General features: G+C 63.9%; 24 protein-coding genes and 1 pseudogene. 13 read left to right on the plus strand and 12 right to left on the minus strand.

The genetic code is table 11. The annotated features are described in order from the left end of the window. Positions 1-42: 42 nt before the first annotated feature. Both J2X38_RS18315 and J2X38_RS18320 read right to left on the minus strand, forming a co-directional pair. On the minus strand, positions 43-483 hold the full coding sequence (locus J2X38_RS18315) for a hypothetical protein (protein WP_291674659.1): 441 nt from the start codon (positions 481-483) through the stop codon (positions 43-45). A 123-nt stretch (positions 484-606) separates the two neighbouring features. Further along, positions 607-771, minus strand: coding sequence for a hypothetical protein (locus J2X38_RS18320; RefSeq protein WP_170935594.1), 165 nt, complete (start codon positions 769-771; stop codon positions 607-609). A 344-nt stretch (positions 772-1,115) separates the two neighbouring features. On the opposite strand from J2X38_RS18320, the gene J2X38_RS18325 reads away from it, so the two are divergent. Beyond that, positions 1,116-1,466, plus strand: a complete 351-nt coding sequence (locus tag J2X38_RS18325) for a helix-turn-helix domain-containing protein (protein ID WP_291674662.1) — start codon at positions 1,116-1,118, stop codon at positions 1,464-1,466. Further along, complete coding sequence (locus tag J2X38_RS18330; RefSeq protein ID WP_310256066.1) at positions 1,456-2,730, plus strand: HipA domain-containing protein; 1,275 nt, start codon at positions 1,456-1,458, stop codon at positions 2,728-2,730. The genes J2X38_RS18325 and J2X38_RS18330 overlap by 11 nt, the downstream gene beginning before the upstream one ends. A gap of 75 nt (positions 2,731-2,805) precedes the next feature. On the opposite strand, the gene J2X38_RS18335 is transcribed toward J2X38_RS18330, so the two are convergent. Continuing rightward, complete coding sequence (locus J2X38_RS18335) at positions 2,806-3,126, minus strand: DUF736 family protein (RefSeq protein ID WP_067179691.1); 321 nt, start codon at positions 3,124-3,126, stop codon at positions 2,806-2,808. Between the two features lie 347 nt (positions 3,127-3,473). Here J2X38_RS18335 and J2X38_RS18340 point away from each other — a divergent pair, with 347 nt between their 5' ends. The 10 genes from J2X38_RS18340 to J2X38_RS18385 all read left to right on the plus strand — a co-directional run bounded on the left by J2X38_RS18340 (position 3,474) and on the right by J2X38_RS18385 (position 14,252). Next, on the plus strand, positions 3,474-3,725 hold the full coding sequence (locus tag J2X38_RS18340) for a hypothetical protein (RefSeq protein WP_067179688.1): 252 nt from the start codon (positions 3,474-3,476) through the stop codon (positions 3,723-3,725). A 119-nt stretch (positions 3,726-3,844) separates the two neighbouring features. Continuing rightward, entirely contained in the window at positions 3,845-4,117 is a 273-nt protein-coding gene (locus J2X38_RS18345; protein ID WP_082737021.1) for a metal/formaldehyde-sensitive transcriptional repressor, read from the plus strand. 10 nt (positions 4,118-4,127) lie between these two features. After that, positions 4,128-5,096: a CDF family Co(II)/Ni(II) efflux transporter DmeF gene (dmeF, locus tag J2X38_RS18350; protein WP_137893527.1), complete on the plus strand. Its 969-nt coding sequence runs from the start codon at positions 4,128-4,130 to the stop codon at positions 5,094-5,096. 81 nt (positions 5,097-5,177) lie between these two features. Next, complete coding sequence (locus tag J2X38_RS18355; protein ID WP_137893468.1) at positions 5,178-5,609, plus strand: hypothetical protein; 432 nt, start codon at positions 5,178-5,180, stop codon at positions 5,607-5,609. A gap of 113 nt (positions 5,610-5,722) precedes the next feature. Continuing rightward, the gene (locus tag J2X38_RS18360) at positions 5,723-6,955 is read left to right on the plus strand and encodes a TolC family protein (protein ID WP_310256072.1); all 1,233 of its coding nucleotides are present in this window, start codon (positions 5,723-5,725) and stop codon (positions 6,953-6,955) included. Then, positions 6,952-8,199, plus strand: a complete 1,248-nt coding sequence (locus J2X38_RS18365) for an efflux RND transporter periplasmic adaptor subunit (protein ID WP_286748873.1) — start codon at positions 6,952-6,954, stop codon at positions 8,197-8,199. Before J2X38_RS18360 ends, J2X38_RS18365 begins: the two co-directional genes overlap by 4 nt. A 28-nt stretch (positions 8,200-8,227) precedes the next feature. Beyond that, entirely contained in the window at positions 8,228-11,434 is a 3,207-nt protein-coding gene (locus J2X38_RS18370; protein ID WP_405053474.1) for an efflux RND transporter permease subunit, read from the plus strand. Positions 11,435-11,494: 60 nt separating this feature from the next. Continuing rightward, a complete protein-coding gene (locus J2X38_RS18375; RefSeq protein WP_286748877.1) occupies positions 11,495-12,217 on the plus strand; it encodes a HupE/UreJ family protein in 723 nt (240 codons plus the stop codon). 17 nt (positions 12,218-12,234) lie between these two features. Next, positions 12,235-12,855, plus strand: coding sequence for a transmembrane anchor protein (locus tag J2X38_RS18380; RefSeq protein WP_286748879.1), 621 nt, complete (start codon positions 12,235-12,237; stop codon positions 12,853-12,855). Positions 12,856-12,914: 59 nt separating this feature from the next. Next, entirely contained in the window at positions 12,915-14,252 is a 1,338-nt protein-coding gene (locus J2X38_RS18385) for an MFS transporter (RefSeq protein WP_286748882.1), read from the plus strand. Between the two features lie 97 nt (positions 14,253-14,349). Here the strand turns inward: J2X38_RS18385 and J2X38_RS18390 are convergent. The 7 genes and pseudogenes from J2X38_RS18390 to J2X38_RS18420 form a co-directional block, all read right to left on the minus strand. Next, positions 14,350-14,696, minus strand: a pseudogene (locus J2X38_RS18390) (SLC13 family permease); the annotation flags it as partial. A 76-nt stretch (positions 14,697-14,772) separates the two neighbouring features. Beyond that, complete coding sequence (locus J2X38_RS18395; RefSeq protein ID WP_286748883.1) at positions 14,773-15,300, minus strand: cytochrome b/b6 domain-containing protein; 528 nt, start codon at positions 15,298-15,300, stop codon at positions 14,773-14,775. A 94-nt stretch (positions 15,301-15,394) separates the two neighbouring features. Beyond that, the gene (locus tag J2X38_RS18400) at positions 15,395-17,770 is read right to left on the minus strand and encodes a TonB-dependent receptor (protein ID WP_286748884.1); all 2,376 of its coding nucleotides are present in this window, start codon (positions 17,768-17,770) and stop codon (positions 15,395-15,397) included. Positions 17,771-17,774: 4 nt separating this feature from the next. Next, positions 17,775-18,773 carry a FecR domain-containing protein gene (locus J2X38_RS18405; RefSeq protein ID WP_286748886.1) on the minus strand — a complete coding sequence of 333 codons (999 nt, stop codon included), beginning with the start codon at positions 18,771-18,773 and terminating at the stop codon, positions 17,775-17,777. Continuing rightward, positions 18,712-19,290, minus strand: a complete 579-nt coding sequence (locus J2X38_RS18410; protein ID WP_286748888.1) for an RNA polymerase sigma factor — start codon at positions 19,288-19,290, stop codon at positions 18,712-18,714. Before J2X38_RS18410 ends, J2X38_RS18405 begins: the two co-directional genes overlap by 62 nt. Before the next feature lie 113 nt (positions 19,291-19,403). Further along, positions 19,404-20,723, minus strand: a complete 1,320-nt coding sequence (locus tag J2X38_RS18415) for a lipopolysaccharide biosynthesis protein (protein WP_310256083.1) — start codon at positions 20,721-20,723, stop codon at positions 19,404-19,406. After that, positions 20,713-22,005 carry a hypothetical protein gene (locus J2X38_RS18420; RefSeq protein ID WP_310256084.1) on the minus strand — a complete coding sequence of 431 codons (1,293 nt, stop codon included), beginning with the start codon at positions 22,003-22,005 and terminating at the stop codon, positions 20,713-20,715. Before J2X38_RS18420 ends, J2X38_RS18415 begins: the two co-directional genes overlap by 11 nt. Here J2X38_RS18420 and J2X38_RS18425 point away from each other — a divergent pair. After that, complete coding sequence (locus tag J2X38_RS18425) at positions 22,004-22,735, plus strand: HAD family phosphatase (protein ID WP_310256086.1); 732 nt, start codon at positions 22,004-22,006, stop codon at positions 22,733-22,735. The two genes, J2X38_RS18420 and J2X38_RS18425, sit on opposite strands and share 2 nt — an antisense overlap. A gap of 152 nt (positions 22,736-22,887) precedes the next feature. On the opposite strand, the gene J2X38_RS18430 is transcribed toward J2X38_RS18425, so the two are convergent. Both J2X38_RS18430 and J2X38_RS18435 read right to left on the minus strand, forming a co-directional pair. After that, positions 22,888-24,087 (minus strand): LptF/LptG family permease, encoded by a 1,200-nt coding sequence (locus tag J2X38_RS18430; RefSeq protein WP_286748893.1) that lies wholly within the window; start codon positions 24,085-24,087, stop codon positions 22,888-22,890. Further along, positions 24,087-25,262, minus strand: a complete 1,176-nt coding sequence (locus J2X38_RS18435; protein ID WP_286748895.1) for a glycosyltransferase — start codon at positions 25,260-25,262, stop codon at positions 24,087-24,089. Before J2X38_RS18435 ends, J2X38_RS18430 begins: the two co-directional genes overlap by 1 nt. Positions 25,263-25,462 lie beyond the last annotated feature (200 nt).

The following is a 25,462-nucleotide window of genomic DNA, read 5'->3' on the forward strand; positions in this document are numbered from 1 at the left end:
GCCGTCCGCGACGAAGAAACACCGGCGGGTCCGGATATCGCGCTATCGAACGGTCGGCTCGTCTCGCATCGCGCCGATTGACGACCGGTCTGCCGCCAGCGACCGCCAACTCGCAGAGGCCGCCGCGACCCCGACAAGAATCGCGAGACAAGTTCGCCAACCGCCGTCGATACCGAGAAGGCCCGCCAGCGCCGTTCCCGCTCCCAGGCCCGCAGCGCCCGCCGGAGCCATGAAAAGCAATCCGATCAGGAGCCGGATATTTGCCGAGGTCGTTCGAGAAAACAGCCACCGCCCTGTCAGATGGAGCCCGATGCCGGTAAGCAGTCCCATCGCAAGTGCTGCGCCCCATCCATATCCTTGATCGCGAAGGAGGTGGAAGGCGCAAAGGCCGAGGCAGACGGGCAAGGCCAAGGACGCCAACCGGAACAGCAGCCCGATCAGATAGAGCGCGGCGATACCGCCGAGGATGATCATCAGCGTCATGGGCGTCGCCCCGCCGGGCGCGCCGACCACGACCTCGACGGCGTGATATGCCCGCCTGTCTCCACAGCAATCGGGCCAGGACAGTGCCGCGAGCGGCGCTGCCCCGGACCGGGATGGACGCGATCAGCGGCCGAAGGGGTCATATTCGCACACGATCGTGTCGGGATCGCCGTCGAACTCGTCGAGCGGCATCACCGAATAGCCTTTGACGGTTTCGATGAGGACGATGATGGTCATCATCGTGCGGGCAAGGTTCCAGCCGAGCGATTGGGCAGTGGAAAGCGGCATGGGTCAAGCTCCTGTCGTTGGGAGCGGGCCATTCCCGCTCGACAGTCGCCCCGCCGGTCGGGGGCAGGCCGCAATCACCGCGAGCGAAGCTGCGGCCGCACGCGGAGCGTAGCGGACCCTTTACGGGTTGATTGAAGGAGGCCTGGCCTCGCACCCAGGGATCAGCGGCATTCGAGCGGGAATGGCCCGCACCCTCGGGCAGCGCCGTGCCGCAGCTGAGAACCCATGCGGAATTTCCGGCAATATGACTTACACAAACGTCATAATTACAATTAAGGCTTATGTGTAAGCCATTATCTTGACTTTTGCGGCGATTGCAGCCTAGAAAGCCGAAAGGATGGTCGATGGCCGACGAGACAATCAAGAGAATCCCGCGCAGCTATTCGCGCTACACCCGCGAGGCTGTGCGCCTGCTGGGCGGCCTCATTCGCGCCCGGCGGATCGAACGGCGGCTGAGCGTTGAAGACCTCGCGACGCGCAGCGGCGTGTCGCGCGACATGATGCGCCGCATCGAGCAGGGCGACCCGCGCTGCGCCATCGGCCCCGTCTTCGAGGCGGCAGCGATCGTCGGGGTCGCGCTGTTCGACAGCGACCGGGACCGTCTCGCCGGGCATCTCGCCGAGCAGGAAACGAAGCTGCGCCTGCTTCCCAAGGCCGTTCACAAGCCGCGATCCGAGGTGAAGGATGACTTCTGACGTCGCGTCTGCCGGCGAAGCCTTCGTCTGGATATGGCTGCCCGGGGCAACCGAGCCGGTCGTCGCGGGCAGGCTCGCGCGCGCGAGCGATAGCCGGCTCACCTTCAACTATGGCCAAAGCTATCTGGCCCGCGCGGACGCCATCGCGATCTACGCGCCCGAATTGCCGCTGCGCGCCGGCCTGATCGAGGCGGCGAGCAAGATGCAGTTGCCAAGCGCGATCCGCGACGGATCGCCCGACGCGTGGGGCCGCCGCGTTATCATCAACCGGATCGGCGGGCGCGACGAAGGCGAGCTCGCTCCAGCCGAGCTGGACGAGTTGATCTATCTCCTCGAATCCGGCTCCGACCGGATCGGCATGCTCGATTTCCAGGCGTCGGCCACCGATTATGTACCGCGCCAGCGGCAGAATGCGACGCTCGCCGAACTGATGGAGTCGGCCGAGCGCGTCGAGCAAGGCGTGCCGCTCACGCCCGAACTCGACCAAGCGCTGCAACATGGCACATCGCTTGGCGGCGCGCGCCCCAAGGCGCTGATCGACGATGGCGCGCGAAAATATATCGCCAAATTTTCGGCCGCCGCCGACATCTATAATGTCGTGAAAGCCGAATATGTCGCGATGCGCCTCGCCGCGCGCGCGGGCCTCGATGTCGCACCGGTCAAGCTTGCGCGCGCGCTCGGCAAGGATGTGTTGCTCGTCGAGCGCTTCGACCGCGCGCCAAAGGAGGACGATTGGACCCGGCGCGGCGTGGTGTCGGCGCTCACCCTCCTTGCCCTCGACGAGACCGAGGCGCGTTATGCAAGCTATGAGGATCTCGCGACTGTGATACGTCACCGGTTCGTCGATCCCGCCGCGACGCTCGCCGAACTTTATGCGCGCATCATATTCAACATTCTTTGCGGAAACACCGACGATCATGCGCGCAACCATGCCGCCTTCTGGGACGGCGGGACGCTGGAGCTTACGCCGGCCTATGACATCTGCCCGCAAGGCCGCACAGGCGGCGAGGCGACGCAGGCGATGCTCATCCTCGGCAACCGGCGGTTCAGCCAATTGTCGCTGTGTCTCGAGGCCGCACCCGTCTTTCACCTCGACGATGCGCGCGCGCGCGCCATCATCGCGGGTCAGCAGGCCGCGATCGAGGCCCATTGGGATGCGGTGTGCGACGAAGCAGCGCTCGGCGGCGCCGAGCGCGCGTTCCTGTGGCGGCGGCAGTTCCTCAACCCGTTCGCCTTCGAGGGTTTTGCAGCCGCGCCGAACTGACTGAGATCCCTGCGCACAAGATGCGCCGGTGCAAAGCCGACCGGCCCCGCTCGAAAGCGGGGCCGGTACGGGCTATCACGACGGCGGGTTCCAGATGATGACCTTCTTCATCGGATCGTCGCCCGGCGCATTGGCGATATTGCCGTAGATGGTGCCGAACTCGGGTGCCGAAAGCGATACCGACACATATTCGGCGCCGGTGTTCTGCGAGAAGCGTTTCCAGCCGGCACCGAGCTCGAAGCCGTTCTTGCGGCTGACGATGCGGTAATCGGGTTCGCTGTCCTTGGCTTTGCGACCATTCGGGACGATCGCGATCGGCGCGGTGACGTTGAGGGTGGCGAGCGAGCCTTCGAAGCTGCCGTCCGCCTTGACGGTGAGATTTGCGATGGTGGCCATGATAAAGTCTCCTGGATTGATCGGGACCATCCCGATGGCGCTTGCACGAGGGGCCGGGAGCCGCCGTCACCGGAACATCGTGACGGGGAACCCCGAATGGGGTTGACGGCCGGAGGCGATCCGAGGCCCACAGAAAAGCGCCCTAGAGGGGTGGACGATCGACCGGGGAGACTTGCTGCCGCCGTCATTCATCGGCTATTGGACAAAGGCACTTGTGGCACCGCGCGCCACCTGTCTTTCCGCGACGACGATCCGCTGCCAGGTCGGTAGCGCCTTGAAAGCGGCAGGCGCGTTTAAGGGGTCAGAGCTTGTCCTGACCCATTGTTGCCGGGATTGGGGATGCCGCCATGGGCAAATATGATGCGCTTGGGGCCTTTTTGCGAAGGTGGAAAGTCCGCAACGACGCCCCTGGTGTCGAACTGAGCTTTGCCCAGATCGAGAGCATCGTCCGCGGCTTGTTGCCGCGCGCTGCGGCCGACCCGCAATGGTGGTGCATGACCGAGCAGGCCGAGCCTCCCCACCGACGGGCTTGGCGCGAAGCGGGCTTCGATGCGATCGCCGACATGGCGGCGGAGCGTGTCTATTTCCAGCGGCGATAAGGCTCAGTCCGGAGCCTGACCTCGAACGATACCACATCCGGCCAGGTTCTGGCCTTTGTCTCAGCCCATCCAAACTGACATCTTGTCCTCGGTGCAATTATACCCTACCCCGCTATGCTATGGGCCATCTGAAAGATAATACCGAGCTTGTCGCGAGAGTCAGGCGCATCGCCGGACAAGTGACCTCTGTCGAGAAGGCGCTGGTATCCGACGCGCCATGCGCGACGGTTCTTCATCGCGTCGCCGCTGTTCGCGGCGCGGTGAATGGGCTGCTGGACGAAATCATCGCCCAGCACCTCACCGCGCACGTTGCTGCGGATGGGCTTTCCCATGAGGAGCGCGCGGCGGGCGCAGACGACCTGCTTGCCGTCATCCGTCGTTATTCCAAATAGGCGAGACCGCATGACTGCTTCGACAAACGCCGAATATCCGGCACATGATCACGTCTTTCTGGGCGCAGCCCATGATCGAAACGCCCAGCGAACGCTCTGGGTAGTCGGCCTTACGGCCGTGATGATGATCGCCGAAATCATTGCCGGTTACGTCACCGGCTCGATGGCCCTTCTCGCCGATGGCTTCCACATGGCGACCCATGCCGGTGCTCTCGGCCTTGCGGCGGCCGCCTATAGCTATGCCAAAAAACATCGCAATAATCCCAAATTCAGCTTCGGCACCGGAAAGGTCGGCGACCTGACCGGCTTCGCATCGGCGCTGATCCTCGGCATTTTCGCGCTCGGTATCGCGAGCGAATCCGTCACCCGATTGATCGACCCGGTGCGCGTCGATTTCGGCAATGCCGCGCTGGTTGCGGTGCTGGGCCTCCTGGTCAACATCGTGAGCGCGCTGCTGCTGATGGGAGGTTCCGATCACCATCACCACCACCATCATCACGAACATGCGCACCCTGAGGACGATCATCATCACCCCGGTCACGATCATGGCCACGGCCACGACAATAATCTGCGCTCGGCCTATATGCATGTCCTTGCCGACGCACTGACGTCGGTTCTCGCGATCGCGGCTCTTCTCGCAGGGCGGTATCTTGGCCTCCATTGGATGGACCCTGCGATGGGGATCGTCGGCGCGGTCGTGATCGCACGCTGGTCCTGGTCCTTGATGCGCGACACGGCCGCCGTTCTGCTCGATCGAACCAATGAGCGAATGGACAAGGCGATCCGCGACCGGGTCGGAAAATTCGGAGACGTTCGTCTCACGGACCTTCATGTGTGGCGTGTGGGGCCGGAGGCCAATGCGGCGATTGTCGAAGTCGAGGGGGCGATCGATTCAGCCGATCTTCGGCGCGAACTGATCCATATCAGCGGGATCGCCCATCTCACGATCGGGGTGCATCAACCCCGGCACAGCGCATGAGGTCGTCTGCAGGACAGTCGAAGGAAGCGATCCCTGGCGCTTCGCTTGTCAACGCTGAGGCGCGCAGTTACACGCGGGCGCATGCCGAAGCCGCGTTCCTCTCTGCCGGACCGTCTTATCCTGTCACTCTGCGCTTTGCTCATGGCGCTCTATGCGGCCACGATCCCTGCCAAGGCAGCGAATCAACTTCAGCATGCGCCGTCCTTCATGATGGCGCACGATCATAAGGACGCCGCCGACGTCTCCGTCGATGTCATTCATGACAGTGTCGATCACCATGCCGTTCATCATGACGGTGCGCCCGATGGCGACGAAGAACCGGGCGACCCGGCCTCGGGCGGCCATCATCATCATGGCGATAATGGTCCGAATCTGCTCGTTCCCGATGCGGCAACGGCCCCGACGATTCTATCGTCTTCCCGTTTGCAGGTGGCAGAAAAGGACCGGCATGTTGCCGGCCTGCGATCCATCGGACCCGAACGCCCGCCCAGAACCGCCTCGCTGAACGCCTGAGTTCCCGCGCCGTCTGACAAGGCGTGGGATGTTTCCACGCCTTTCAGCGAGGCTGCCATCACATGTTTTCAAAATCTCGAGCGCGCACCGGCGCGCGTGCCGTCCGCAGAGCCATGTTCTGCGGAGGTGTCCTGCTGGCTGCCGCCGCGCAGCCCGCATGGGCGCAAAATCTAAGTCTCGACGAGGCGCTGTCGCGGGTCGCGACACGCGATCCCGCCATCGCCGCCAGCGCCGCGCGTCTCGAAGCCGCGGATGCGGCCGTCTTGCAGGCCGACGTCCGGCCGCGCGATGTCGTTGGCGCAGACTTCGAGGATTTCGCGGGCACCGGTTCCTATTCGCCGCTGAACCGGTCACAGACCACCGGCTGGTACGAGCGAACCTGGGAGCGCGGCGGCAAGCGCGAGGCGCGCATCGGCGCCGCGCGCGCCGATGTCGCCGTGGTCGGCGCACAGAACCGCGTCCGCCTGCTCGATCGCCTCGCGCGGGTTCAGGCAGCGTGGGTCGATGCCCTTGCCGCCGAAGCGGCGATCCCCGTCGCCGAGACGCGGCTCGCCGACCTCCAGCGTGTCGAACTCGACGTCGTAAAGCGCGTCACCGGCGCGCTCGATCCCTGGTTCGCAGCCGAGCGCGCGCGGACCAACGTCGCGCAGGCCGAGATCGCACTCGAACAGGCGCGCGAAGCCGCGCGCATCGCGCGGACGAATCTTGCCACATGGTGGGGTGGGAGCAGCGACTTCAAGCTCGATCCGGCGATATTCCAGGCGCTCGATGTCACCGTGCCGACGGCCGGAGAGTCCGCCGAGGTCGCGATGCTCACAGCGGAACGCGCGGCGGCTGAAGCGAAGGTCAGGCTCGCCGAGACCGGCAATATCGCCGATCCGAGCGGCCGCGTCGGGCTTCGCCACTTCGGCCAAGGCAACGACTTTGCCGTGATGGTCGGAGGCTCGATCCCGCTGGGGGCCAAGAGCGCCAACCGAGGCAATGTCGTTCGGGCGCAAGCCGAGCAGCGCGCGATCGAGGCGGATATCGCCGTGGCGCGCGTCGAGGTCGATCGCGAGATCGACAGGCTCGTCGCCGACCGCGGCCTCATCGCGGCCGAGATCAAACGGATCGATGCCGAGGTGCTGCCAAGTGCCAGCCGCGCGGTCCGGCTGATCCAGGACGGCCTCGCGCGCGGCGGCACCGCCTTCACCTTCCTCGAATTCTCGCAAGCTCAGGCCGCGGTCAATGACGCGCGCTCGCGCCGCGTCGACCTGCTGCGGCGCTTTCACCTTCTGGGGGTGCGGCTTGACCGGTTGACCGGCCGCCACGCCCCGCTGCTCGCCAATATGGAGAATGTTCGATGACCAAATATTTGTCCGGGGCGGCGGCGGTCATCGCCCTCACCCTGCTCACCGCATGCGGAAATGGCGCCACCGAAACGAAGGGCGGCGAAGAGGCGGCGGCGCCCGCCGGCGAATATGAACGCGGCCCGCATCGCGGCCGGATGCTGCGCGACGGCGATTTCGCGCTGGAAATCACCATTTTCGAAGATGGCGTCGATCCCGAGTTCCGCGTCTATGCTTACCGGGGTGACAAGCCGGTCAAGCCGTCCGAGGTCAAGCTGACGATCGAACTCGGCCGCCTCGGCGGCAAGATCGACCGCTTCAGCTTCGCTCCGCAAGAAGATTTCCTGCGCGGCAGCGGCATCGTCACCGAACCGCACAGCTTCGACGTCCGCGTTGCCGCGTCGGAAGGCGGCCGCAATCATAAATGGTCCTACCCATCCTATGAAGGCCGCACGGTCATCGACGCCGCGGTCGCGAAGGCTGGCGGAATCAAGACCGAGGCTGCCGGTCCCGCGACCGTCAGCGAGCTCATCGACATGGGCGGGCGGATCGAGATCACGCCCGAGGGCAAAGCCGACGTTCGCGCCCGGCTTCCGGGGCTGATCGTTTCGCTTAACGGCAAGCTCGGACAGCAGGTCCGGCGCGGCCAGGTGCTCGCTCGGGTGGAGTCGAGCCATTCGCTCCAGGTCTATACGGTGACCGCCCCGATCAGCGGCACGATCGTCGAGAAGAATGTCAATGTCGGCGATACGACCGGCGACCGGGCGCTGTTCGTCATCGCCGATCCGACCAAGCTTCATGCGGAATTCTTCGTCTATCCGCGCGATGCCGAGCGCGTGCGTGTCGGACAGCCGGTAAGCCTCAGGAGCCTGTCTGGCGAAGCGCGCTTCCAGGCCGAGGTCGAGGCGGTGCTGCCGACCGCAGACGTCGCGAGCCAGACGATGCTCGCGCATGTCCATCTGCCTCCGGCCGCCGCACGTGAGTTCCGGCCGGGTATGGGGGTCGAGGGCAGCTTCGCTGTCGCTGAGACCAATGCGCCGATCGCGGTGCGGACCAAGGCGATCCAGCGCTTCCGCGACTTCGAGGTCGTCTTTGCCAAGGTCGGCAACACCTATGAGGTGCGGATGCTCGAAATCGGACGCCGCACGCCCGAATGGACCGAAATACTCGGCGGGCTCGCGCCCGGCGAGGTCTATGTCACCGACGGCGCCTTCCTGATCCGCGCCGACATCGAGAAATCGGGGGCCAGCCATGACCACTGATACAACCCGTCCACCCGAACGAGCCCATTTGCTGGAACGGCTCATCGCCGGTGCGATCCGCTTCCGCTGGGCCGTCCTCTCGGCCGTCCTGCTCCTTTGCGCCATCGGCGTCTGGAGCTTCCAGCGGCTGCCAATCGACGCCACTCCCGACATCACCAACGTCCAGGTCCAGATCAACAGCGAGGCCCCCGGATTCTCGCCGCTCGAAGCCGAGCAGCGCGTTACCTTCCCCGTCGAGACGGCGATCGCCGGCCTGCCTGGGCTGCAATACACAAGATCGGTGTCTCGTTACGGCCTCAGTCAGGTCACGGCGGTCTTCGAAGATGGCACGAGCATCTATTTCGCGCGCCAGCTGATTAACGAGCGGCTGCAATCGGCGCGCGAACAGCTTCCGCCGGGCGTCGCGCCCGAGATGGGGCCGATCGCGACCGGGCTCGGCGAGATCTTCATGTATACGCTCGAGGCCGATCCGGGGGCGAAGAAACCCGACGGCAGCGCCTATACGCCCGAAGATCTGCGCACGCTGCAAGACTGGGTCATCCGGCCGCAGCTTCGCAGCACGCCGGGCGTGACCGAGGTCAACAGTATCGGCGGCTATGAACGCCAATATCATGTGACCCCGATCCCGGCGCGGCTCTCGGCCTATGGTCTTACCCTCGACGACGTCGTTCGCGCCCTGGAGCGCAACAACGACAATCGCGGGGCGGGCTATGTCGAGCGTTATGGCGAGCAATATCTCGTCCGCACCCCAGGTCAGGCGGCAGGCACCGACGAGCTCGGCACGGTCATCGTCAGCAACCGGAGCGGGATCCCGATCCGCGTCGCCGACGTCGCCGACATCAGCCTCGGCGAGGAGCTCCGCACGGGCGCCGCGACCGAGAATGGCAAGGAGGTCGTGCTCGGCACCGTCTTCATGCTCGCGGGAGAGAACAGCCGTATCGTCGCACGGGCAGCAGCCGAACGGCTCGAACAAGCCGCCAAGGCCCTACCTGCCGGCGTCAAGGCCGTGGCGATCTACGACCGCACCGATCTCGTCGAACGGGCGATCTGGACCGTCGAGAAGAATCTTCTTGAAGGCGCGTTGCTTGTCATTGTCATCCTCTTCCTGCTCCTCGGCAACGTAAGAGCAGCGTTGATCACCGCGGCGGTCATCCCGATCACCATGTTGATGACGATCACCGGCATGGTGCGCGGCGGCATATCGGGCAATCTGATGAGCCTCGGCGCGCTCGACTTCGGCCTGATCGTCGATGGCGCCGTCATCATCGTCGAGAATTGCCTCAGGCGCTTCGGCGAAGCGCAGCACCAGCTCGGACGCCTGCTCGACCGGAACGAACGCTTCAAGCTCGCAGCCTCGGCGACGTCGGAAGTCATCCGTCCGTCGCTGTTCGGTATGCTGATCATCGCGCTTGTCTATGTGCCGATCTTTGCGCTCACCGGCGTTGAGGGCAAGATGTTCCACCCGATGGCGATCACCGTCGTGATGGCGTTGACCGCGGCGCTGATCCTTTCGCTCACCTTCGTACCCGCAGCGGTCGCACTGTTCGTCACCGGCAAGGTCGAGGAGAAGGAAAGCCGGCTGATGGGCTGGGCGCGGCGCATTTATGCCCCCGCGCTCGATAAGGCGATGAAACTTCGTGCAACCTTCGTCGCGACAGCCGTAGGGCTCGTGCTCATCTCGGGCATTGCGGCGAGCCGCATGGGATCGGAATTCGTACCCAATCTCGACGAGGGTGATATCGCGCTCCACGCGCTTCGCATCCCGGGAACCAGCCTCAGCCAGGCAGTCAGCATGCAGACCGCCCTCGAAGCGCGAATCAAGCAGTTCCCCGAAGTCGACCGGGTGGTGGCCAAGATCGGGACGGCGGAAGTCGCGACCGATCCGATGCCGCCGTCGGTCGCCGATACCTTCATCATCATGAAGGACCGAAAGGACTGGCCCGATCCTCGAAAGCCCAAGGCCGAGCTCGTTCGCGAGATGCAGGCCGCGGTCGCGAAGATTCCCGGCAATAATTACGAGTTCACCCAGCCGATCCAGATGCGCTTCAACGAGCTTCTGTCGGGGGTTCGCGCCGATGTCGCGGTCAAGATATTCGGCGACGATCTCGATACGCTCCTTGAGGTGGGGCAGCAGATCGAAGGCGTCGCCGCAAGTATCGAGGGCGCGCAGGATGTCAGCGTCGAGCAGGTCACCGGCCTGCCGGTGCTGCAAATCACGCCCGACCGCGCGGCGCTGGCGCGCTTCGGGCTCAACGTCGGCGACATCCAGGACACGGTCGCGGTGTCGATCGGCGGCGTTCAGGCCGGGCAGATCTTCGAGGGCGACCGCCGCTTCCCGATCATCGTTCGTCTGCCCGAGAATGTGCGCGAGCGCGTCGACGAGATCGGCCGCCTGCGCATCCCGCTTCCCGCCATCGGCTCGTCGGCGGATGTGACGATGGGCGCGGCCCCCGATGCAGGGCTGCGCGGGTTCGTGCCGCTGGCGGACGTCGCCAAGGTCGAGGTCGTGATCGGCCCCAACCAGATCAGCCGCGAGGATGGCAAGCGCCGCGTCGTGGTGACCGCCAATGTCCGCGGCCGCGATCTTGGCTCCTTCATCGAGGAGTTGCAGACCAAGGTCGGGGCCGAGGTCGAAGTGCCTTCGGGCTACTGGATCAGCTATGGCGGCACGTTCGAGCAGCTCATCTCGGCGGCAAAGCGGCTCCAGATTGTAGTGCCCGCGGCGCTCCTGATGATCTTCGGCCTGCTCTATGCGCTGTTCCGCTCGGGCAAGGACGCGGCGATCGTCTTCTCGGGAGTGCCGCTGGCGCTCACCGGGGGCGTCGCGGCGCTCCTCATCCGCGGCATGCCGCTGTCGATCTCGGCCGGCGTGGGCTTCATCGCACTTTCGGGCGTCGCAGTGCTGAACGGAGTGGTGATGCTGAGCTTCATCCGCCAGCTTCGCGAAAGCGGCGCAAATCTCGAAGACGCAATCCGCGAAGGCGCGCTTACCCGCCTGCGTCCGGTGCTGATGACCGCGCTCGTTGCGAGCCTCGGCTTCGTGCCGATGGCGTTCAACGTCGGGGCTGGCGCAGAAGTGCAGCGGCCTCTGGCGACGGTGGTGATCGGCGGGATCGTCTCCTCGACTATCCTGACCCTGCTCGTGCTTCCGGCGCTCTACCGCATGGTCCACGGTCGCATGGCGAAGAAGGATGCGCCGCCGCCGGCGGAGCACCCCGAAGCCTTACCTGCCTGACCCTCAAGCCCCGCGCGCGATCGCGCGCGGGGCCTCTTCCTATTCATGGAGACCATCCGCATGTTCACGCGCATCATCGCTCCACCAGGCGCGACCACCCGAAGGCTCCTGCTCGCCCTGAGCCTGATTCTTCTTGTCCTCGCCGCCGGCGCCGACGCCTGGGCCCACAATGTCGCCGAGGGCGACAAGGGCTATATCCAGGAAAGCAGCGGCGTCCTCTTCTGGCCCTTCGTCTATCTCGGCGCCAAGCATATGGTCACCGGCTACGACCATCTGCTCTTCCTTTTCGGCGTCATCTTCTTCCTCTACCGGATGAAGGACATCGGCCTTTATGTGACGCTGTTCGCGATCGGACACTCGACGACGATGCTGTTCGGCGTGCTCACCGGTATCAGCGCCAACGCCTATGTCATCGACGCGATCATCGGCCTGTCGGTCGTCTACAAGGCGCTCGACAATCTCGGCGCCTTCCAGCGCTGGCTCGGCTTCCAGCCGGACACCAAGGCCGCCACCTTGATCTTCGGCTTCTTCCACGGCTTCGGCCTCGCGACGAAAATCATCGAGTTCGAGATCGCGAACGAGGGCCTCATCCCCAACCTGCTTGCGTTCAACATCGGGGTCGAGATCGGGCAGTTGCTCGCGCTCGGCACGATCCTCATCCTCATGGGCTTCTGGCGCCGCACCCCCAGCTTCATGCGCCACGCCTTCGCCGTCAATGTGATGCTGATGACCGCGGGCTTCGTGCTCACCGGCTACCAGCTCGTCGGCCTCGCCTTCAGCTGATTCAAAGGAAATCTCTCATGTTCAACAGTCAGAAGCCCCGCCTCGAAGACCTGCCGACCACGGGCCAGCTTCTCCGCGCCACCGGCCTTGCGATCGCCGCGGCCGGCGCGATCCTCGTCGCCATCGTCCTGCCCAGCGAATATGCGATCGACCCGACCGGCATCGGCCGCCAGCTCGGCCTCACCGAGATGGGCGAAGTCAAGGCGCAGCTCGCCGAGGAGGCCGCGCGCGACGCCGCGAACGGAGCCGCCGTCCCCGCCGCTATCGCCATCGCCGAGGGGGCCAGAAAAGAAGCATCGCCGCCAACGACGAGCGCCGACCAGCGATCCGACGTCACGAAGCTCACGCTCGCGCCCGGCGAAGGCGCCGAGGTCAAGGCCGTGATGGCGAAGGATGCGAAGATCGCCTTCGACTGGACGGTCGCGGGCGGCCACGTCAATTTCGACACCCACGCCGACGCGCCGGGCGTCGACTATCATGGCTATGGCAAGGGCAAGCAATCGACCGGAGAAAAAGGCGAACTTGTCGCGGCCTTCGACGGCAAGCATGGCTGGTTCTGGCGCAACCGCTCGGGCGCGCCCGTGACGATTACGCTGCGCACCAAAGGCGCCTATACAGACATCCGCCGCGTCGCCTGACGCGGCACCGAACCTCCGGCCGACGCGACTGGCCGGAGGCTTCAGCGAGGACTATCCCCATGCTCGACGTGCTTGCGAACCGCACCTATCGTCACCTCTTCCTCGCGCAGATCATCGCGCTCGTCGGGACCGGGCTCGCGACCGTTGCGCTTGGCCTCCTCGCCTACGAGATCGCGGGCGCCGATGCCGGCGCGGTGCTCGGCACGGCGATGGCGATCAAGATGATCGCCTATATCGGCGTTGCGCCGGTCGTCGGCGCCTATGCGAACCGGCTGCCGCGCAAGGTCTTCCTGGTCTCGATGGACGTGATCCGCGGCCTCGTCGCCCTCACCCTCCCTTTCGTCGACCAGGTATGGCAGATCTACCTGCTCATCTTCATTCTCCAGTCGGCATCGGCCGGGTTCACGCCGACCTTCCAGGCGACGATCCCCGACGTCCTCCCCGAGGAGAAGGACTACACCAAGGCGCTGTCGCTCTCGCGCCTCGCCTATGACATGGAGAGCCTCGCGAGCCCGGTACTCGCCGCGGCGCTGCTCGGCATCATGAACTTTCACTGGCTCTTCTCGGGCACTGCGGCCGGTTTTGCGGCTTCGGCGCTGCTCGTGCTGTCGGTGACCTTGCCGCGCACCGGAGCCACGGCGGAGACCGGCGGCATCTACGACAAGACGACGCGCGGCACCCGCCGATATCTGAAGACGCCGCGCCTGCGCGGCCTTCTTGCCGTCACCCTCGCCGCCGCCGCCGCAAGCGCGATGGTCATCGTCAACACGCCAGTGCTCGTTCGCGGAGCGCTCGGCCTCGGGCAAAGCGAGGTCGCGATCACCCTCGCCGCTTTCGGCGGCGGCTCGATGATCGCGGCGCTCCTCCTTCCCCGCCTGCTCGACCGCATCGCCGACCGCAGCATCATGATTACGGCGGCGCTCTTCATGACGATGGTGCTCGCGATCCTCGCCATCGCCTGGTCGCTCACCGACGAGACCAGCCATTGGCCCATCATCCTCGCCGGCTGGTTCGCGCTCGGCCTCAGCTACGCGGCGAGCATCACACCGGGCGGACGGCTGCTGCGGCGTTCCTCGGGGGCCGACGATCGCCCCGCGCTGTTCGCGGCGCAATTCGCGCTCAGCCATGTCTGCTGGCTCATCGCCTATCCACTCGCGGGCCAAGTCGGTGCGCGTGCCGGCATGGACGCAGCGCTCGGCGCCAGCGCGTCGCTCGCGCTTATCGGCACGCTGCTTGCGATCGGCATCTGGCCCCGCGAAGACCCCGAGGTGATCGCGCACAGCCATGACGACCTTCCGGACGCTCACCCGCATCTCGAGGAAGGCCATCCGGAGGGCGCCGCGACGCATGCCTTTGTCGTGGACGAACTGCACCCAAACTGGCCAAGCCGACAATAAGGCCCGGAATTCCTGCGGGGATTGCCTGCCTAGAGCCAGGCACGAAAGCAATTGGCGCCGGTGAGGTTGGTAGTCGCGACCGTGCGAGAATAGCAAGTCAAGCGCGGCCCCGCGCATCTGCTCGCAGCGCAATTTCCTGGCATGGCGGCGTCAGAATAGAAACACGACGAGGATGGCGGGCGATCGCCACAACGAAAGTGATCATATTGAGCCGCAGACCGATGCGGACAACGTCGAGATAGCGGTAACCGCCCATCTAATAGGCGATCACCTTCGTCGGATAGCCGAACGGCGTCGCGAACACGGCGCTTGCCGCCATCACAACCATGACAAGGAATGACCGCGGACTACCCCCAGGCTGTCGGCGAGCGCGACCGCAAGCGGTGTAACCAGTACCGCGACGGTGGCGTTCGATAAGAGCTCGCTCAGGATCACCGTCAGCAAAAGTCGCGACCATAGACTTGAGGCAGCTTTCGCGATGGCGGCATTCAGTCGCCAATCCCGCACACTGAAACTCGTCCTATTTTCGTGCTGACAGGGACAGCATGGCCCCGATGATCCGTTCGCCGCGCAACTCGTGCAGAAGTGAGACGGCGACATGCCCGACGAGATAAGCCCACATCAACGGGGCTACTGTTTCGTGAACTTCCAGAAGCGGCTTGGCCGGTGCGACGAAATAGCCAACAACGCCACTCAGCGCCATTACCGTCGCGATGACAAGGCCCAGACCATGAATGGCGCTGGCAAACGGCCGTTCGGTACTTCCAGGCTCAAGCGGCGCGAAAAGCCTTTTGGCATCTGTTGCAACCAGGCGGAGGTGCTTCGAGGAAAACCAAGGGAAAAAGGCGACCAAGCGCGTTTCGCCGGAGCGAATAATGCTCCAAATCCAGAAAGCGACGAGGATCGCGGTTGCGGCGATGCCGACCTTTTCATGGATTTCGAAGAAGCTGTCTCCCGGCCGGTTACGCGACGGGCTTTGCATCACGAGGCTCAATCCCAATTGCGCGATGATAGCCAGCGCCGCCAACCAGTGCAGAATCTTCGTCACAGCCGACCGCGGGTGTTTCGTTGTAACTTCAGACATAGTCCACCCTCTCATATGGAAACGATCGCCGATTGGAGCCGCCCAATATTCCTGCTTATCAAAAGCCTATACGAACCCCTATCCGGAACGTCCGTGGCCGCAACGGTGTTATCTGCTTGCCTTCAGCGACGGTGAACGGATTGCCGTAGGAAAAGCTGTTTCCGCTTATGTTCAGGAGGTTGGTGGCATCGATCGTCAGCATCCAATCTTTTGACCCGAGCGACGCCGAGAGATCGACCTGGGTCGTTTCGCCATGCTCGAGGATTAGCGGCGCAGTCGTCCCGAGGCTCGATCCGCCGATCAGCCTCGCGGTTCCGTTGAGCTTGAAGCTTAGACCGTCGGACAGCGGTCTTTCCCATGCCGCGGTAAGTCGGGCGCCGGTTCTGGCGATATTGGGGAGCGGCCGTTCGTCGGCTTCGTCGAATCCCTCGGCGGGGTTACTCAGTGCGCTGCGGATCACGAACAAGGCGCCATCGACAAATAGCTCGTCGGATATATGCCAGCGTGTGTTGATTTCGGCTCCATAGACGGTGCCGCGGCCGATATTGTCGGTGAAAGGCAAACCGTCCGCACCGATCAGGTCGGCCTGGATGTCGTTCCAGATCGAGTAGAACGTCGTGATACCGCCCGAAAAACGGGAGCTCGACCTATCGTCTTCGCGACCAAGCCTGACGCCTAGTTCGGCTGTGTGAATGGTATCGGACTCGAACCGCTGAGCCGCGTTCGCCTGACCGTCGGTAATGGCGATGCCACCGCTGCGAAATCCACTCTGATAGCGCAGGAAGGTAAGCAGTTGGGGAGCGAGTCTCCAAGACAAAGCGGCGGTCGGAAGCAAGCGGACCTGCCGACGTTTCGGCTCGAACTCCTCGCCCGAACCGCCCATCAATTCACCGACCGTCTCGGCGAACACCAACCTTACGCCCACTGTTCCTGACAGTCGGGGGGCGATACGCTGGGTCGCCTCGCCAAAGACGGCGACCTCGGTCTTCTCATTTCGCAGCCGTGCCAGTGTGACGGGTGCGTCCAGCGCACCGAGACGGCGATCGATACGATCGATGTTGTGCACGAAACCTATGCCCGCGACCCAGCTGTCACCCGCCGAACCGCTGCGCGAAAGGCGTGTCTCATGGGTCAGAAGGCGGATGGCCTCATGCCCTTCGAAGACCTGGACTTGCGCATTGCCGCCATAACCCGTCGCGTCGAAAGTCTCCGACAGGTCGTGATCGACGATCCCCGTAGATGAGATGAGTTTGACATCACCCCAGTCCTTGGCGATTTCCAGGCTGGCTGCCTTGAAATCATTGTCATGTGGCTGGGCGATATTGGCCGCATGGGTTCGGATCGGTTGATCGGTCTCGGCATATTGGCCATCGCGCGTGTCGATATTCTGAAGCAGCGCGTTAAAGTCGATCGTCCAGGCATCGCCAGGTTCGATACGCAGGTTTGCGCGCGCACCATCGATGCGCGTCCGATTGGTATTGCTCGCACCCAGCGTCGCATTGTTGATATAGCCGCCTTCGACCTGCTTGTAGCCTACCACCCGCAGAGCGACCCGATCGCGCATAATCGGTATGTTGACCATTCCGCCCAGATCATAGCCCGGGCCGGCATCGCGCGTGATCGAACGCCCGGCGGTCGCCGAGGCATGAAGCCCGCCATTGTCCGCCATTTTGGGAATGATCCGGACGATGCCGCCGAGTGCGCCAGCGCCATAAAGAGTGCCTTGTGGCCCTTCGATCACTTCGATGCGGTCGATGTCATAAAGGCGGAGGTCCGGCTCGGGAGCATTATAGGTGAGACGCAGATCGCCGAGATAGAGACCCACGGTCGATTGGGTCGGCCCCGAAAAACTGCTGTCGGCGATGCCGCGCACGAATAATTTGTTGCGGCCGGGTCCAAGATTTGTCGAGGTAAGCGTAGGGATCCGGGCAACGAAAGCCGCAGTGCCCTGGCTTTCGCCAAGGCCGGCGCTGCCGACGGATTCAATGTGCGCGGTGCCGGGATAGCTGTCGAGCGCCTGACCTTGCTTGGTGGCGGTAACAACGATTTCCGCAGGCGGAGGTGCAGCCGCTTCGGGCCGCGGAGATTCGGGCAATGCGGGTCGCCGCGCTGCCGGCTTGGGCTTCGCGCGCGGCGGGATTGCGATGATGCGCACCGTCTGCGAATCGACGATCTGATAGGTGAAGCCGGTGCCGCGCAGCATCATAGTCAGCGCCTGCGCAATCGTCATCCGCCCGCGAACGGCCTTGCTGCGCGCGCCGGCAAGGCGCTGGTCAATCCCTCCGATCGAGATTTGCGCCGCGTTGCCGAGCGTGATCAAAGCATTGTCGAGGCGCTGGGCCGGAATATCGAATTGCCGGCTTTCCGCGGCTGAAGCCGGACTCGCAGACCAAATGGCCACCGCCGCAGCAGGAAGAAAATAGCCCCAGGTCACCGGATCAGCGCGTCAATTGCCATCCTTTGGCACTATGCCGCGCACGGACGCCAAGCAAGGATTCGAGTTGCCGGAAGAGTCGCGCTTCATCTCGGTCGATGCGGATAACACCAGAAAAGCGGCGGCTCGCAAGGTCAGGCGATACGGTCACCGGCGTACCGAGCGACCGCGACAAATCGAGAGCGATGGTGGCGAGCGGCGCATCGCGATAGCTGAGCCTGCCCCGTTGCCATCCTCCCACCGTGGCCGGATCGATTGCCGAGACGACGGCTTTCGAGGTTCCACGCTTGACGCGGAGCTGCTTGCCCGCCGTGAGCGTCACCGCCTCGGCATTCGGCTGGTATTGCACGCTACCTTCAGACACCGCGACTTCGAGGCCGTCGACGGATTGCCGCACGTTGAAGATCGTCCCGACATCGCGAAGCGTCCCGTCCTCCGTCTCGACGATAAACGGACGCGCGCTGTCATGCTTGATCATGAAGATCACCTCGCCGCTTTCTACGCGGGCGAAGCGTTCCGCCTCGCGGTCGAGTGCGATCGTCGTGCCGCCATTGAGAGCGATTTTCGATCCGTCGGCTAGCGCAATTTCGCGGGTTTGACCCGGCTGGGTCGCAATCATTTCCGTTCCCGGGGACCGGAACAGCATCGGCGAGAGGGACAGCGCGAGAACGAGGCTGGCCGCGATCGAAAGAAAGGCGGTGCGGCGATACCAGGGACGGGCACCCGGTTCATTATCATTGGTTGCGAGTGGTGCGTCGGCAACCAGCGGCCCGGTTTCGGCCAGTTCGTCTGAAAGACTGTCGTCGGCGAGAGCGACGATGTCATAGGCTTCGGCATGGGCGGGATCAGCTTCCATCCATGCCGTGAACTCGGCCCACGATTCCCCATCCGCGGCAGGATCCTGCAACCGCACATGCCATGCAATGGCCTCGTCAACGATGCTACCGGACGCCATCATCAATTCCTTCGGCCCATTGACGTCGCGGCGCGTCGATATCCACATCCAATTGCTGCTTGAGTTCCAGGACCGCCCGATACCCCCTTTGCAGATGCTTTTCGACTGCACTGAGGCTGATCCCCATTTCAGCGGCAATCTGCTTTTGCGGGACCCCATCGATCCGCACCGCGCGAAAAGCGAAGGCCGTGCGTTCGGGCAATGTGTCGAGGACCGCGTCGACGCGCCGAAGCTGGTCTCGAGCGACCAGCAGGCGATCGGCCGATGGCTGGGCGTCGCGGGGGGATGCGATGCTCCCCTCGATGTGGCCCTTCGTCCACTCCTGCTCGCGCGCGGTGCGGCGCTGTGCCGAACGACGGCGGTCCAGCACCAGATTTTCGGCGGTCCGATAAAGATAAGCGAGGGGTTCGGCAATTAAGCTCGCGTCGATATCCGCAAGCTTTAGCCACAGGTCCTGCAATATATCCTCACCATCGCCGTCACCGCGAAGGCGAACGCGCAGATAGCGCGACAAAGCGGGCCGATTGGCCAGGAATATCGCTTCTAGCCCAGAGGCTTTGGTCATCGGGTGGGGCGCTCTTCCGTTCTCGCTCTCACGGCAGGGTTTAGCGTCTGTCCGATCTCGGCGAAATAGGAAAGGAGTGTGCCTCCGCCTCGAACTTGCGGCGAGCAACGGCATCATGCGGAGTGGGAGGCGGTGACCCGCCATAACGCAAGACCCAGCAGGCCCGCTGCGACCACGGCCTGCAGTATTGCGAGATAGCCGGCGCCCGCCAGTCCGGCAGAATTGGTGAATAAGGGCAACAGGGGCAAGAGGCCTAACCCGGCAACCAGATTTCCTGCCACCGACAAGCCTGGGTGCCCCAATGCGATCAGCGCGGCGCTCGTCGGAGGGCCAGCCATCGCCAAGACCTTGGCCAGCGTCAGCCAGATCATGACCGCCGCAGCCCCGGCAAAGGCCGGTCCGCCGATCAGCACCGCAATCTCGTGCGAGAAAAACGCCAGGATGACGACCAAAGGCAGCGCCGTCGCGAGCGCAATGCCGACGCAGCGCGCGAGCGCATGACGAATGGCCGTTTTCGCGCCGTCGGCGGCAGCCAGACGAGCGAGCTCGGCATAGGCCGCCTGGCCCAATATCTGCGCGGGCTGGGAAATGACGATCGTTGCCCGGTGCGCGATCGAATAAAGACCCGCCGCAGCCGGGCCGAGCATCGCACCGACGATCAGCGGGGTAAGCCGACCCGTCAGGTCGCCGAGCATGATGTCGGCGTTGGCGGTCAGCATGAAGCGGCCGAGCCCCTCATGCTCGCGCCGTGCGTCCGCGACCGCTCCGAGCAGCGGCTGGTCGAGCATGTGGCGGCGCGCGAGGTAGATCGCCGCGATCCACAGGGACACGCCCTCAACGAGCGCCGCAACAAGCCATGCGACCAGAAATGCCGTAAGCCCCAGATCGAAGACGATAACCACGAATGTACCAAGCAATCGCATGATCGGAGTCACGACATTGTGGAGCGCAAGCAGGTCGAAACGCCGCAAAATCTGGAGATACCCGCCAGGGGTCGCGCGCACGGTCGCGAGAACCGCGAAGCAATAGGGTATGGCCAATGCCTGCGCGTCCGCCGACCACCCGAGGAGCGGTCCGACGATCGGGACGGCGAGTGCCGCGACGATCACCGCAACCAGTCCCGCCAAAAGCTCGATCGCGCCGACAAAGCGCAGCAACCGTATAAGCTTCGCATGGTCATTTTGAGCCGGCTGGACGCCATAACGGACGATCGCGTGCCAGCCGGGAAATGCGACCAACCCGCCCACCAGCATCGCAAAATAGTTCACAAGGACAAGAACGCCATATTGTTCGGGACCGAGGATCCGGGCTGCGGCGACCACGTAGACGAGACTGATCAGCCCCGCTGCTGCTTTGCCGCCAAGCAGCAGACCAAGATTCTGGTAGATGCGGCGGACCGGTCCCGGCGACTTTTCCGCCGCGTCAGTGCGCAAGGCCGGCATCGATAGATCGGCTTTCAATTTCCCGAACGCGCGCAAATGAAGCGATTGCGCGAGCGGCGCGCACCGACGATGGCTCGGCGGTGAGGTCGAAGGTATGGTCGAAAAGCCGCCGTTGCACCGCGCTATAGCGTGCCGGGTGATCGCTCACGGCTTCTTCCAGGCCGCGATCGAGATCGCGAGCGTCCGAGATCACCGGCCCGGCCTGCCAGTGTGCGAAATTTGGATCATGGTCAGCGTCAAAGCCGTGACAGTTGATAAAGAGGCAGGGCCGCGGCGTTTTGAGAAACTCATAAATCTGACTGCTCACGTCGCCGAGATAGATGTCCGCCCCGTTCGTGTAGCTCATGTCGGTCAACGCTGTACTGCCAAGATCGATATGAATATTCGCCGCCGCCGCATAGCGAGCGTGCAGCCTTCCCGGCAAACCGAACCGCAGCTTGTCGATCGTAACCGCCATCCGCCGTTCGAACATCATGATATGCGGCGCGAAAATGAGATTGTAGCGATCGCTGGCGAGGAAATAGTCCAGCACCGCCCGGCCTTGTTTGTACCAGGACGAAAGATGTGGCGAGACGTGCGGATTATAGAGGACGATAGGCCGATTGCTGCCGCGAAACTTGATCGGCCGCTCCTTCCCTTCGGCGATATCGAATTTGGGATAGCCGGTGATCGTCAGCCGTTCCGGGAGGACGCCCGCCTCGCCGGTGAGGCGATCACAGATTTTCGGGCCTGCTGCCAATATATGGTCGAACAACGCTGCGGACTTGCCAAAGCCGATTGCCCGATCTCCGGCGCCATGGTCGGTCAGAACCATGCGCAGCGATGACAAACCGTAGCGCGTCTTGAGAATCAGCGACGTGCGCTCGGTCACGACAAGGAAGTCGAGCGAGCGAAAGAAGGCGATATTGTCGCGGTAGATAAGCAATTTGGCGGATGGGATTAGAGACCCGAGCAGCGCATCTACGCTCCGCGATGCTGCCGAATTCAGACGCAGCGCAACGAAACGAATGCCCGGCGGCACCGCTCCGCCCATCAATCGCACGGCCTCACGCGCGAGAAGATCGTTGGTGGTAGCGACGATGATCTCGGCGCCCGTGCCCGCGCGCGCCAAGGCAAGCGCGACTGGCAGGCTGTGGGCCATCTGGTGGATCTGGTCGTGGTTGAAGAGAAAGCCGATCCGCATGGGTGGAACGACGCCGCGGTGCCGGGAAACCCGCAGCAAGTGCGGAAAAAAAATCGGGTGGCGTCCTACATTGCGGAGGACACCGCCCATGACATCATCCTGCCCGCTTTCGGTCTTCGATCTCGACCGGACGCTCACCATCCACGGCACATGGTCGCCGTTCCTGCTATTCGCCGCGCGGCGCCGCGCGCCGTGGCGGCTCGCCTTCGCCCCGCTGGTCGTCTGTCTCATGGGCGCTTACAAGGCACGGCTCCTGACCCGCAAACGACTCAAGCAGGCCATGCAGCGGCTAATGCTCGGACGTGCGGTCGATCTGGACGTCGTGACGGACCTTGCAGCCGCCTATGCGGAGCGCAGCATGGCGAACAATATTTACGTCGGCGCCATCGCCAGCATTGCGGCGGAGCGCGCCGCCGGGCGGCGGGTCGTCATCGCCTCGGCCGCGCATCTCTACTATCTTGAGGCACTCGCCGATCGGCTCGGTGTTGCCGATGTCGTGGGCACCGCGTCGATGTGGCACGGTCGCCAGCTGACGCCGCGGATCGCGGGTGAGAATTGCTACGGCGCAAACAAGCGGCGCATGCTCGAGCATTGGCTTGCCGGGCAAGAGATCGACCGTGCCCACGCCCATATTCGGTTCTTTTCGGACGATTTGTCGGATCTTCCAACCTTCGAATGGGCGGACGAAGCGGTAGCGGTTAATCCGTCCAAGAAATTGCTCGACCTAGCCCTCCGGCGCGGATGGACGGTGTATGACTGGCGCCAGGCGGCCGCGCGCGATCGCGCCTTTCGGGCAAGGACTGCGACACAGCGGAACTAAACCCTTGCATCAGTCTCGGACATTTCGCGTGGCGAAGCGCAGCAAATTCCACCAGAATGGTGCACACGCCAACCAAATGAAGCGGTGGCCGTCGGGCTTGCCTGTCGATCGCTTGACCGGATTCGAAGAGCGAAGCCGAGGACCGTCGGACGTCATCGGCCGGTTGCAGACATCTGCGCGCGCTCGGACGGAAAACGCATCATCAAGCGGTCAAGCCACGTCCAGCGCGAAATATAGCGTGCGGAACGACTCGCCGACACGAGCGCGGCTTCGATCGCTCCCGGACCTTGGGTGCGTTGAAAGCGAAACAATATAAACGCCGCCATGGCAAATCCGAGCAGGATCAGGAGTTGGATCAGCGGCGCCAGCGCCAGCGCGCTATCTTCGATCGCAACGATCCCTTGGACAAATCCGACGATGAGCAGAACCCCGCATCCCAGCCCGAGCGCCGACGTCGATCGCTTCGGCGGAATGCCGAGCGCAAAGCCGTAAAAAGGGATCAGGACAATGAAGGCCGCCGTGACGAAGCGACCGCCGATTGCGGCGCGGGCTGCCCTGCGTTCGCCCAAAGTCCTGCCATCGGCCGCGACGTTTATCAGATCGCCCAGCATGAGCCGGTCATTGCGGTGGCGCGCAGTCCCGCGGACGGGCTTCGGCGCAAGCAGCTGGACCGGCATCGCCATCGTCTTGAAGGAGGCGACCTCAAGACGCCCGCCTGGTTTGCTGGCAATGACATGGCCATCGGCAAGACGGAGCAGAACGCCGCCGCGTCCGCCGTTGATGACCCGGCCGTCGCGCGCGGCGACGGTCAAATTGTGATTGCGCAGGAAAAGACCGCGAAATTTGCCCGTCCGCCGATCGACGGCGTCGACGTGGAAAACCGTCTCGGCGCGTGGACTCAGAAACTCGCCAGGTGCAACCGACAGCCCGAGGTCGCCGATCGCGATCGAGGCGCCTAGCGCATCGAGCCGCTGCTCCCCAGCCGGTTCGACATAGGCGCGCAGCCCGGCGTGCAACAAGGCAATCGCTAGCCCGAAGAGCAACGGCACCCGGAGCAACCGAGCTGGCGAGAGACCAATGGACGCGAATATATCCAGTTCGCCGTTGATCGCGAAGCCGCGGAAGGCAAGAGCAACGGCCACGAACACCGAGATCAGGAGGCCGATGCCAAGATACTCAGGAACGAGATAGACCATGAGCTTGATCAGAACCGGGACGGGCCGTTCGACATTGTCGAGCAAGTCCATCAACCGCCGACTATTTTCGAGGCTCAGCAGCAATATGACGATCGCACCGGTGGCAAGGAAGGGTCGCGCCATACGCCGCGCAATATAGAGATCGATCGTAGGCATCAGGCGGCCGAGCGCAGCGGCGTCGCCAGATCGCCATAAAGGTCGAAGAGCGCGCCGAAATGATCGTCGATCAGTGGGGCATCGGCAGCGCGCCGGGCGGCGGCGGCGATCAGCCTTGTCCGGTCGCGAGACAGGAGCCGCCCGATTGCCCGGGCAGCGGCGCCCGCATCGCCTGCCGCATATAATTCGCCATTATCAAGGGCTACGAAGTCGGAAGCGCCGCCCGCATCGGGCACGATCAGCGGCAATCCCGACGCAGCCGCCTCAGCCGCCACCAGACCGAAAGTCTCGGCCTCGCACCCATGAATCAGGGCGTCCGCACTGGCCATGAGCTTCGCGAGCAGGAGGCGATCGGCGATGGGCGCAAGCAGATGAACATGCGGATTATTCCCAATATGGCGCACGATCCGCCCTCGATCGCGGCCGTCGCCGACGAGGGCGAGACCGATCGGGCGATGCTGCGATGCCGCAAGGCAGGCATCGATGACCAGCGGCCAGCGCTTTTCGGCGCTGTGGCGGCCGACGCCAATTAGCAGGCTCGCACGCTCGGGAAGAGCGCAGCGTGCGAGCAGGTCGCAGCGAAGACCGGCGTCGCGATGCGCCGGCGAGAAGAGGCCGGGATCGACTCCCATCGGAATCGTCGTCACACCGGCAACTCCGCCCGCTTGCAGCCGCGACGAGAGGTGGCGATTGGCGCTGACGACGCAGTCGAAACGATCGCCGAGCCGGCGCAAATGGCGCCAGAAGAGGTCGAAGCTCTTGTCGATCGCTTCACGGCTGCCAAAGCGGCCAAACCAGCGATAGGCATAGGCCGCCATAGGATCGGCGTGCATGATCAGCGAGCGCGGCGCGCTTCCTTGCCAGTTGGCAACGATATTGGCGGTGCGCCAGGGAGAGGAGGCTTCGACGAGATCGGGGCGCTCGGTGTCGAGCCGGGCGTGAACGGCCGACGGGTCGTCGAAATAGCGGTAACGCCGATCGACGATCAACTGCGGGCTCGCGACATAGACAATCCGGCCACCACCGCTCCGCAGCTCGACATGATCGTGCGAGCCAGGCGCGATGACAATGATTTCGTGGCCCAGGGCTGCACCGATCGCGAGTTTGCGGTCGATATAGGTTTTCACACCGCCACCGTGCGGCGTGTAAAAGGCACAGACATCGACGATCTTCATTTGCGCTCCAGCGGCCGGTATTTGAGTCCGCTTAGATAGTTCATGACGACTTCGGTGCGCGTCGGCCCCGCTCCCACGAGCACCAAAGCCGAAGCGGCCTTAGGCTGTCAAACGGCGTTCAAAAGGGACCCCCGATCGGCGTCGAAGAGGGACCCCCTTTTCGGATAATATGATGCTGGTTTGTTGAAGATGGCCTTGCG

This window comes from Sphingopyxis sp. BE235 (assembly GCF_031457175.1).
GTDB lineage: Bacteria > Pseudomonadota > Alphaproteobacteria > Sphingomonadales > Sphingomonadaceae > Sphingopyxis.

Excerpts from the sequence above, each read along its gene's own strand:
- J2X38_RS18375 (WP_286748877.1), top strand. The coding sequence starts at position 11,495 with ATGTTCACGCGCATCATCGCTCCACCAGGCGCGACCACCCGAAGGCTC.
- dmeF (WP_137893527.1), top strand. The coding sequence starts at position 4,128 with ATGACTGCTTCGACAAACGCCGAATATCCGGCACATGATCACGTCTTT.
- J2X38_RS18345 (WP_082737021.1), top strand. The coding sequence starts at position 3,845 with ATGGGCCATCTGAAAGATAATACCGAGCTTGTCGCGAGAGTCAGGCGC.
- J2X38_RS18355 (WP_137893468.1), top strand. The coding sequence starts at position 5,178 with ATGCCGAAGCCGCGTTCCTCTCTGCCGGACCGTCTTATCCTGTCACTC.
- J2X38_RS18315 (WP_291674659.1), bottom strand. The coding sequence starts at position 483 with ATGACGCTGATGATCATCCTCGGCGGTATCGCCGCGCTCTATCTGATC.
- J2X38_RS18330 (WP_310256066.1), top strand. The coding sequence starts at position 1,456 with ATGACTTCTGACGTCGCGTCTGCCGGCGAAGCCTTCGTCTGGATATGG.
- J2X38_RS18425 (WP_310256086.1), top strand. The coding sequence starts at position 22,004 with ATGACATCATCCTGCCCGCTTTCGGTCTTCGATCTCGACCGGACGCTC.
- J2X38_RS18340 (WP_067179688.1), top strand. The coding sequence starts at position 3,474 with ATGGGCAAATATGATGCGCTTGGGGCCTTTTTGCGAAGGTGGAAAGTC.
- J2X38_RS18335 (WP_067179691.1), bottom strand. The coding sequence starts at position 3,126 with ATGGCCACCATCGCAAATCTCACCGTCAAGGCGGACGGCAGCTTCGAA.
- J2X38_RS18405 (WP_286748886.1), bottom strand. The coding sequence starts at position 18,773 with ATGTGGATATCGACGCGCCGCGACGTCAATGGGCCGAAGGAATTGATG.
- J2X38_RS18410 (WP_286748888.1), bottom strand. The coding sequence starts at position 19,290 with ATGACCAAAGCCTCTGGGCTAGAAGCGATATTCCTGGCCAATCGGCCC.
- J2X38_RS18385 (WP_286748882.1), top strand. The coding sequence starts at position 12,915 with ATGCTCGACGTGCTTGCGAACCGCACCTATCGTCACCTCTTCCTCGCG.
- J2X38_RS18380 (WP_286748879.1), top strand. The coding sequence starts at position 12,235 with ATGTTCAACAGTCAGAAGCCCCGCCTCGAAGACCTGCCGACCACGGGC.
- J2X38_RS18420 (WP_310256084.1), bottom strand. The coding sequence starts at position 22,005 with ATGGGCGGTGTCCTCCGCAATGTAGGACGCCACCCGATTTTTTTTCCG.
- J2X38_RS18320 (WP_170935594.1), bottom strand. The coding sequence starts at position 771 with ATGCCGCTTTCCACTGCCCAATCGCTCGGCTGGAACCTTGCCCGCACG.
- J2X38_RS18430 (WP_286748893.1), bottom strand. The coding sequence starts at position 24,087 with ATGCCTACGATCGATCTCTATATTGCGCGGCGTATGGCGCGACCCTTC.
- J2X38_RS18360 (WP_310256072.1), top strand. The coding sequence starts at position 5,723 with ATGTTCTGCGGAGGTGTCCTGCTGGCTGCCGCCGCGCAGCCCGCATGG.
- J2X38_RS18365 (WP_286748873.1), top strand. The coding sequence starts at position 6,952 with ATGACCAAATATTTGTCCGGGGCGGCGGCGGTCATCGCCCTCACCCTG.
- J2X38_RS18325 (WP_291674662.1), top strand. The coding sequence starts at position 1,116 with ATGGCCGACGAGACAATCAAGAGAATCCCGCGCAGCTATTCGCGCTAC.
- J2X38_RS18435 (WP_286748895.1), bottom strand. The coding sequence starts at position 25,262 with ATGAAGATCGTCGATGTCTGTGCCTTTTACACGCCGCACGGTGGCGGT.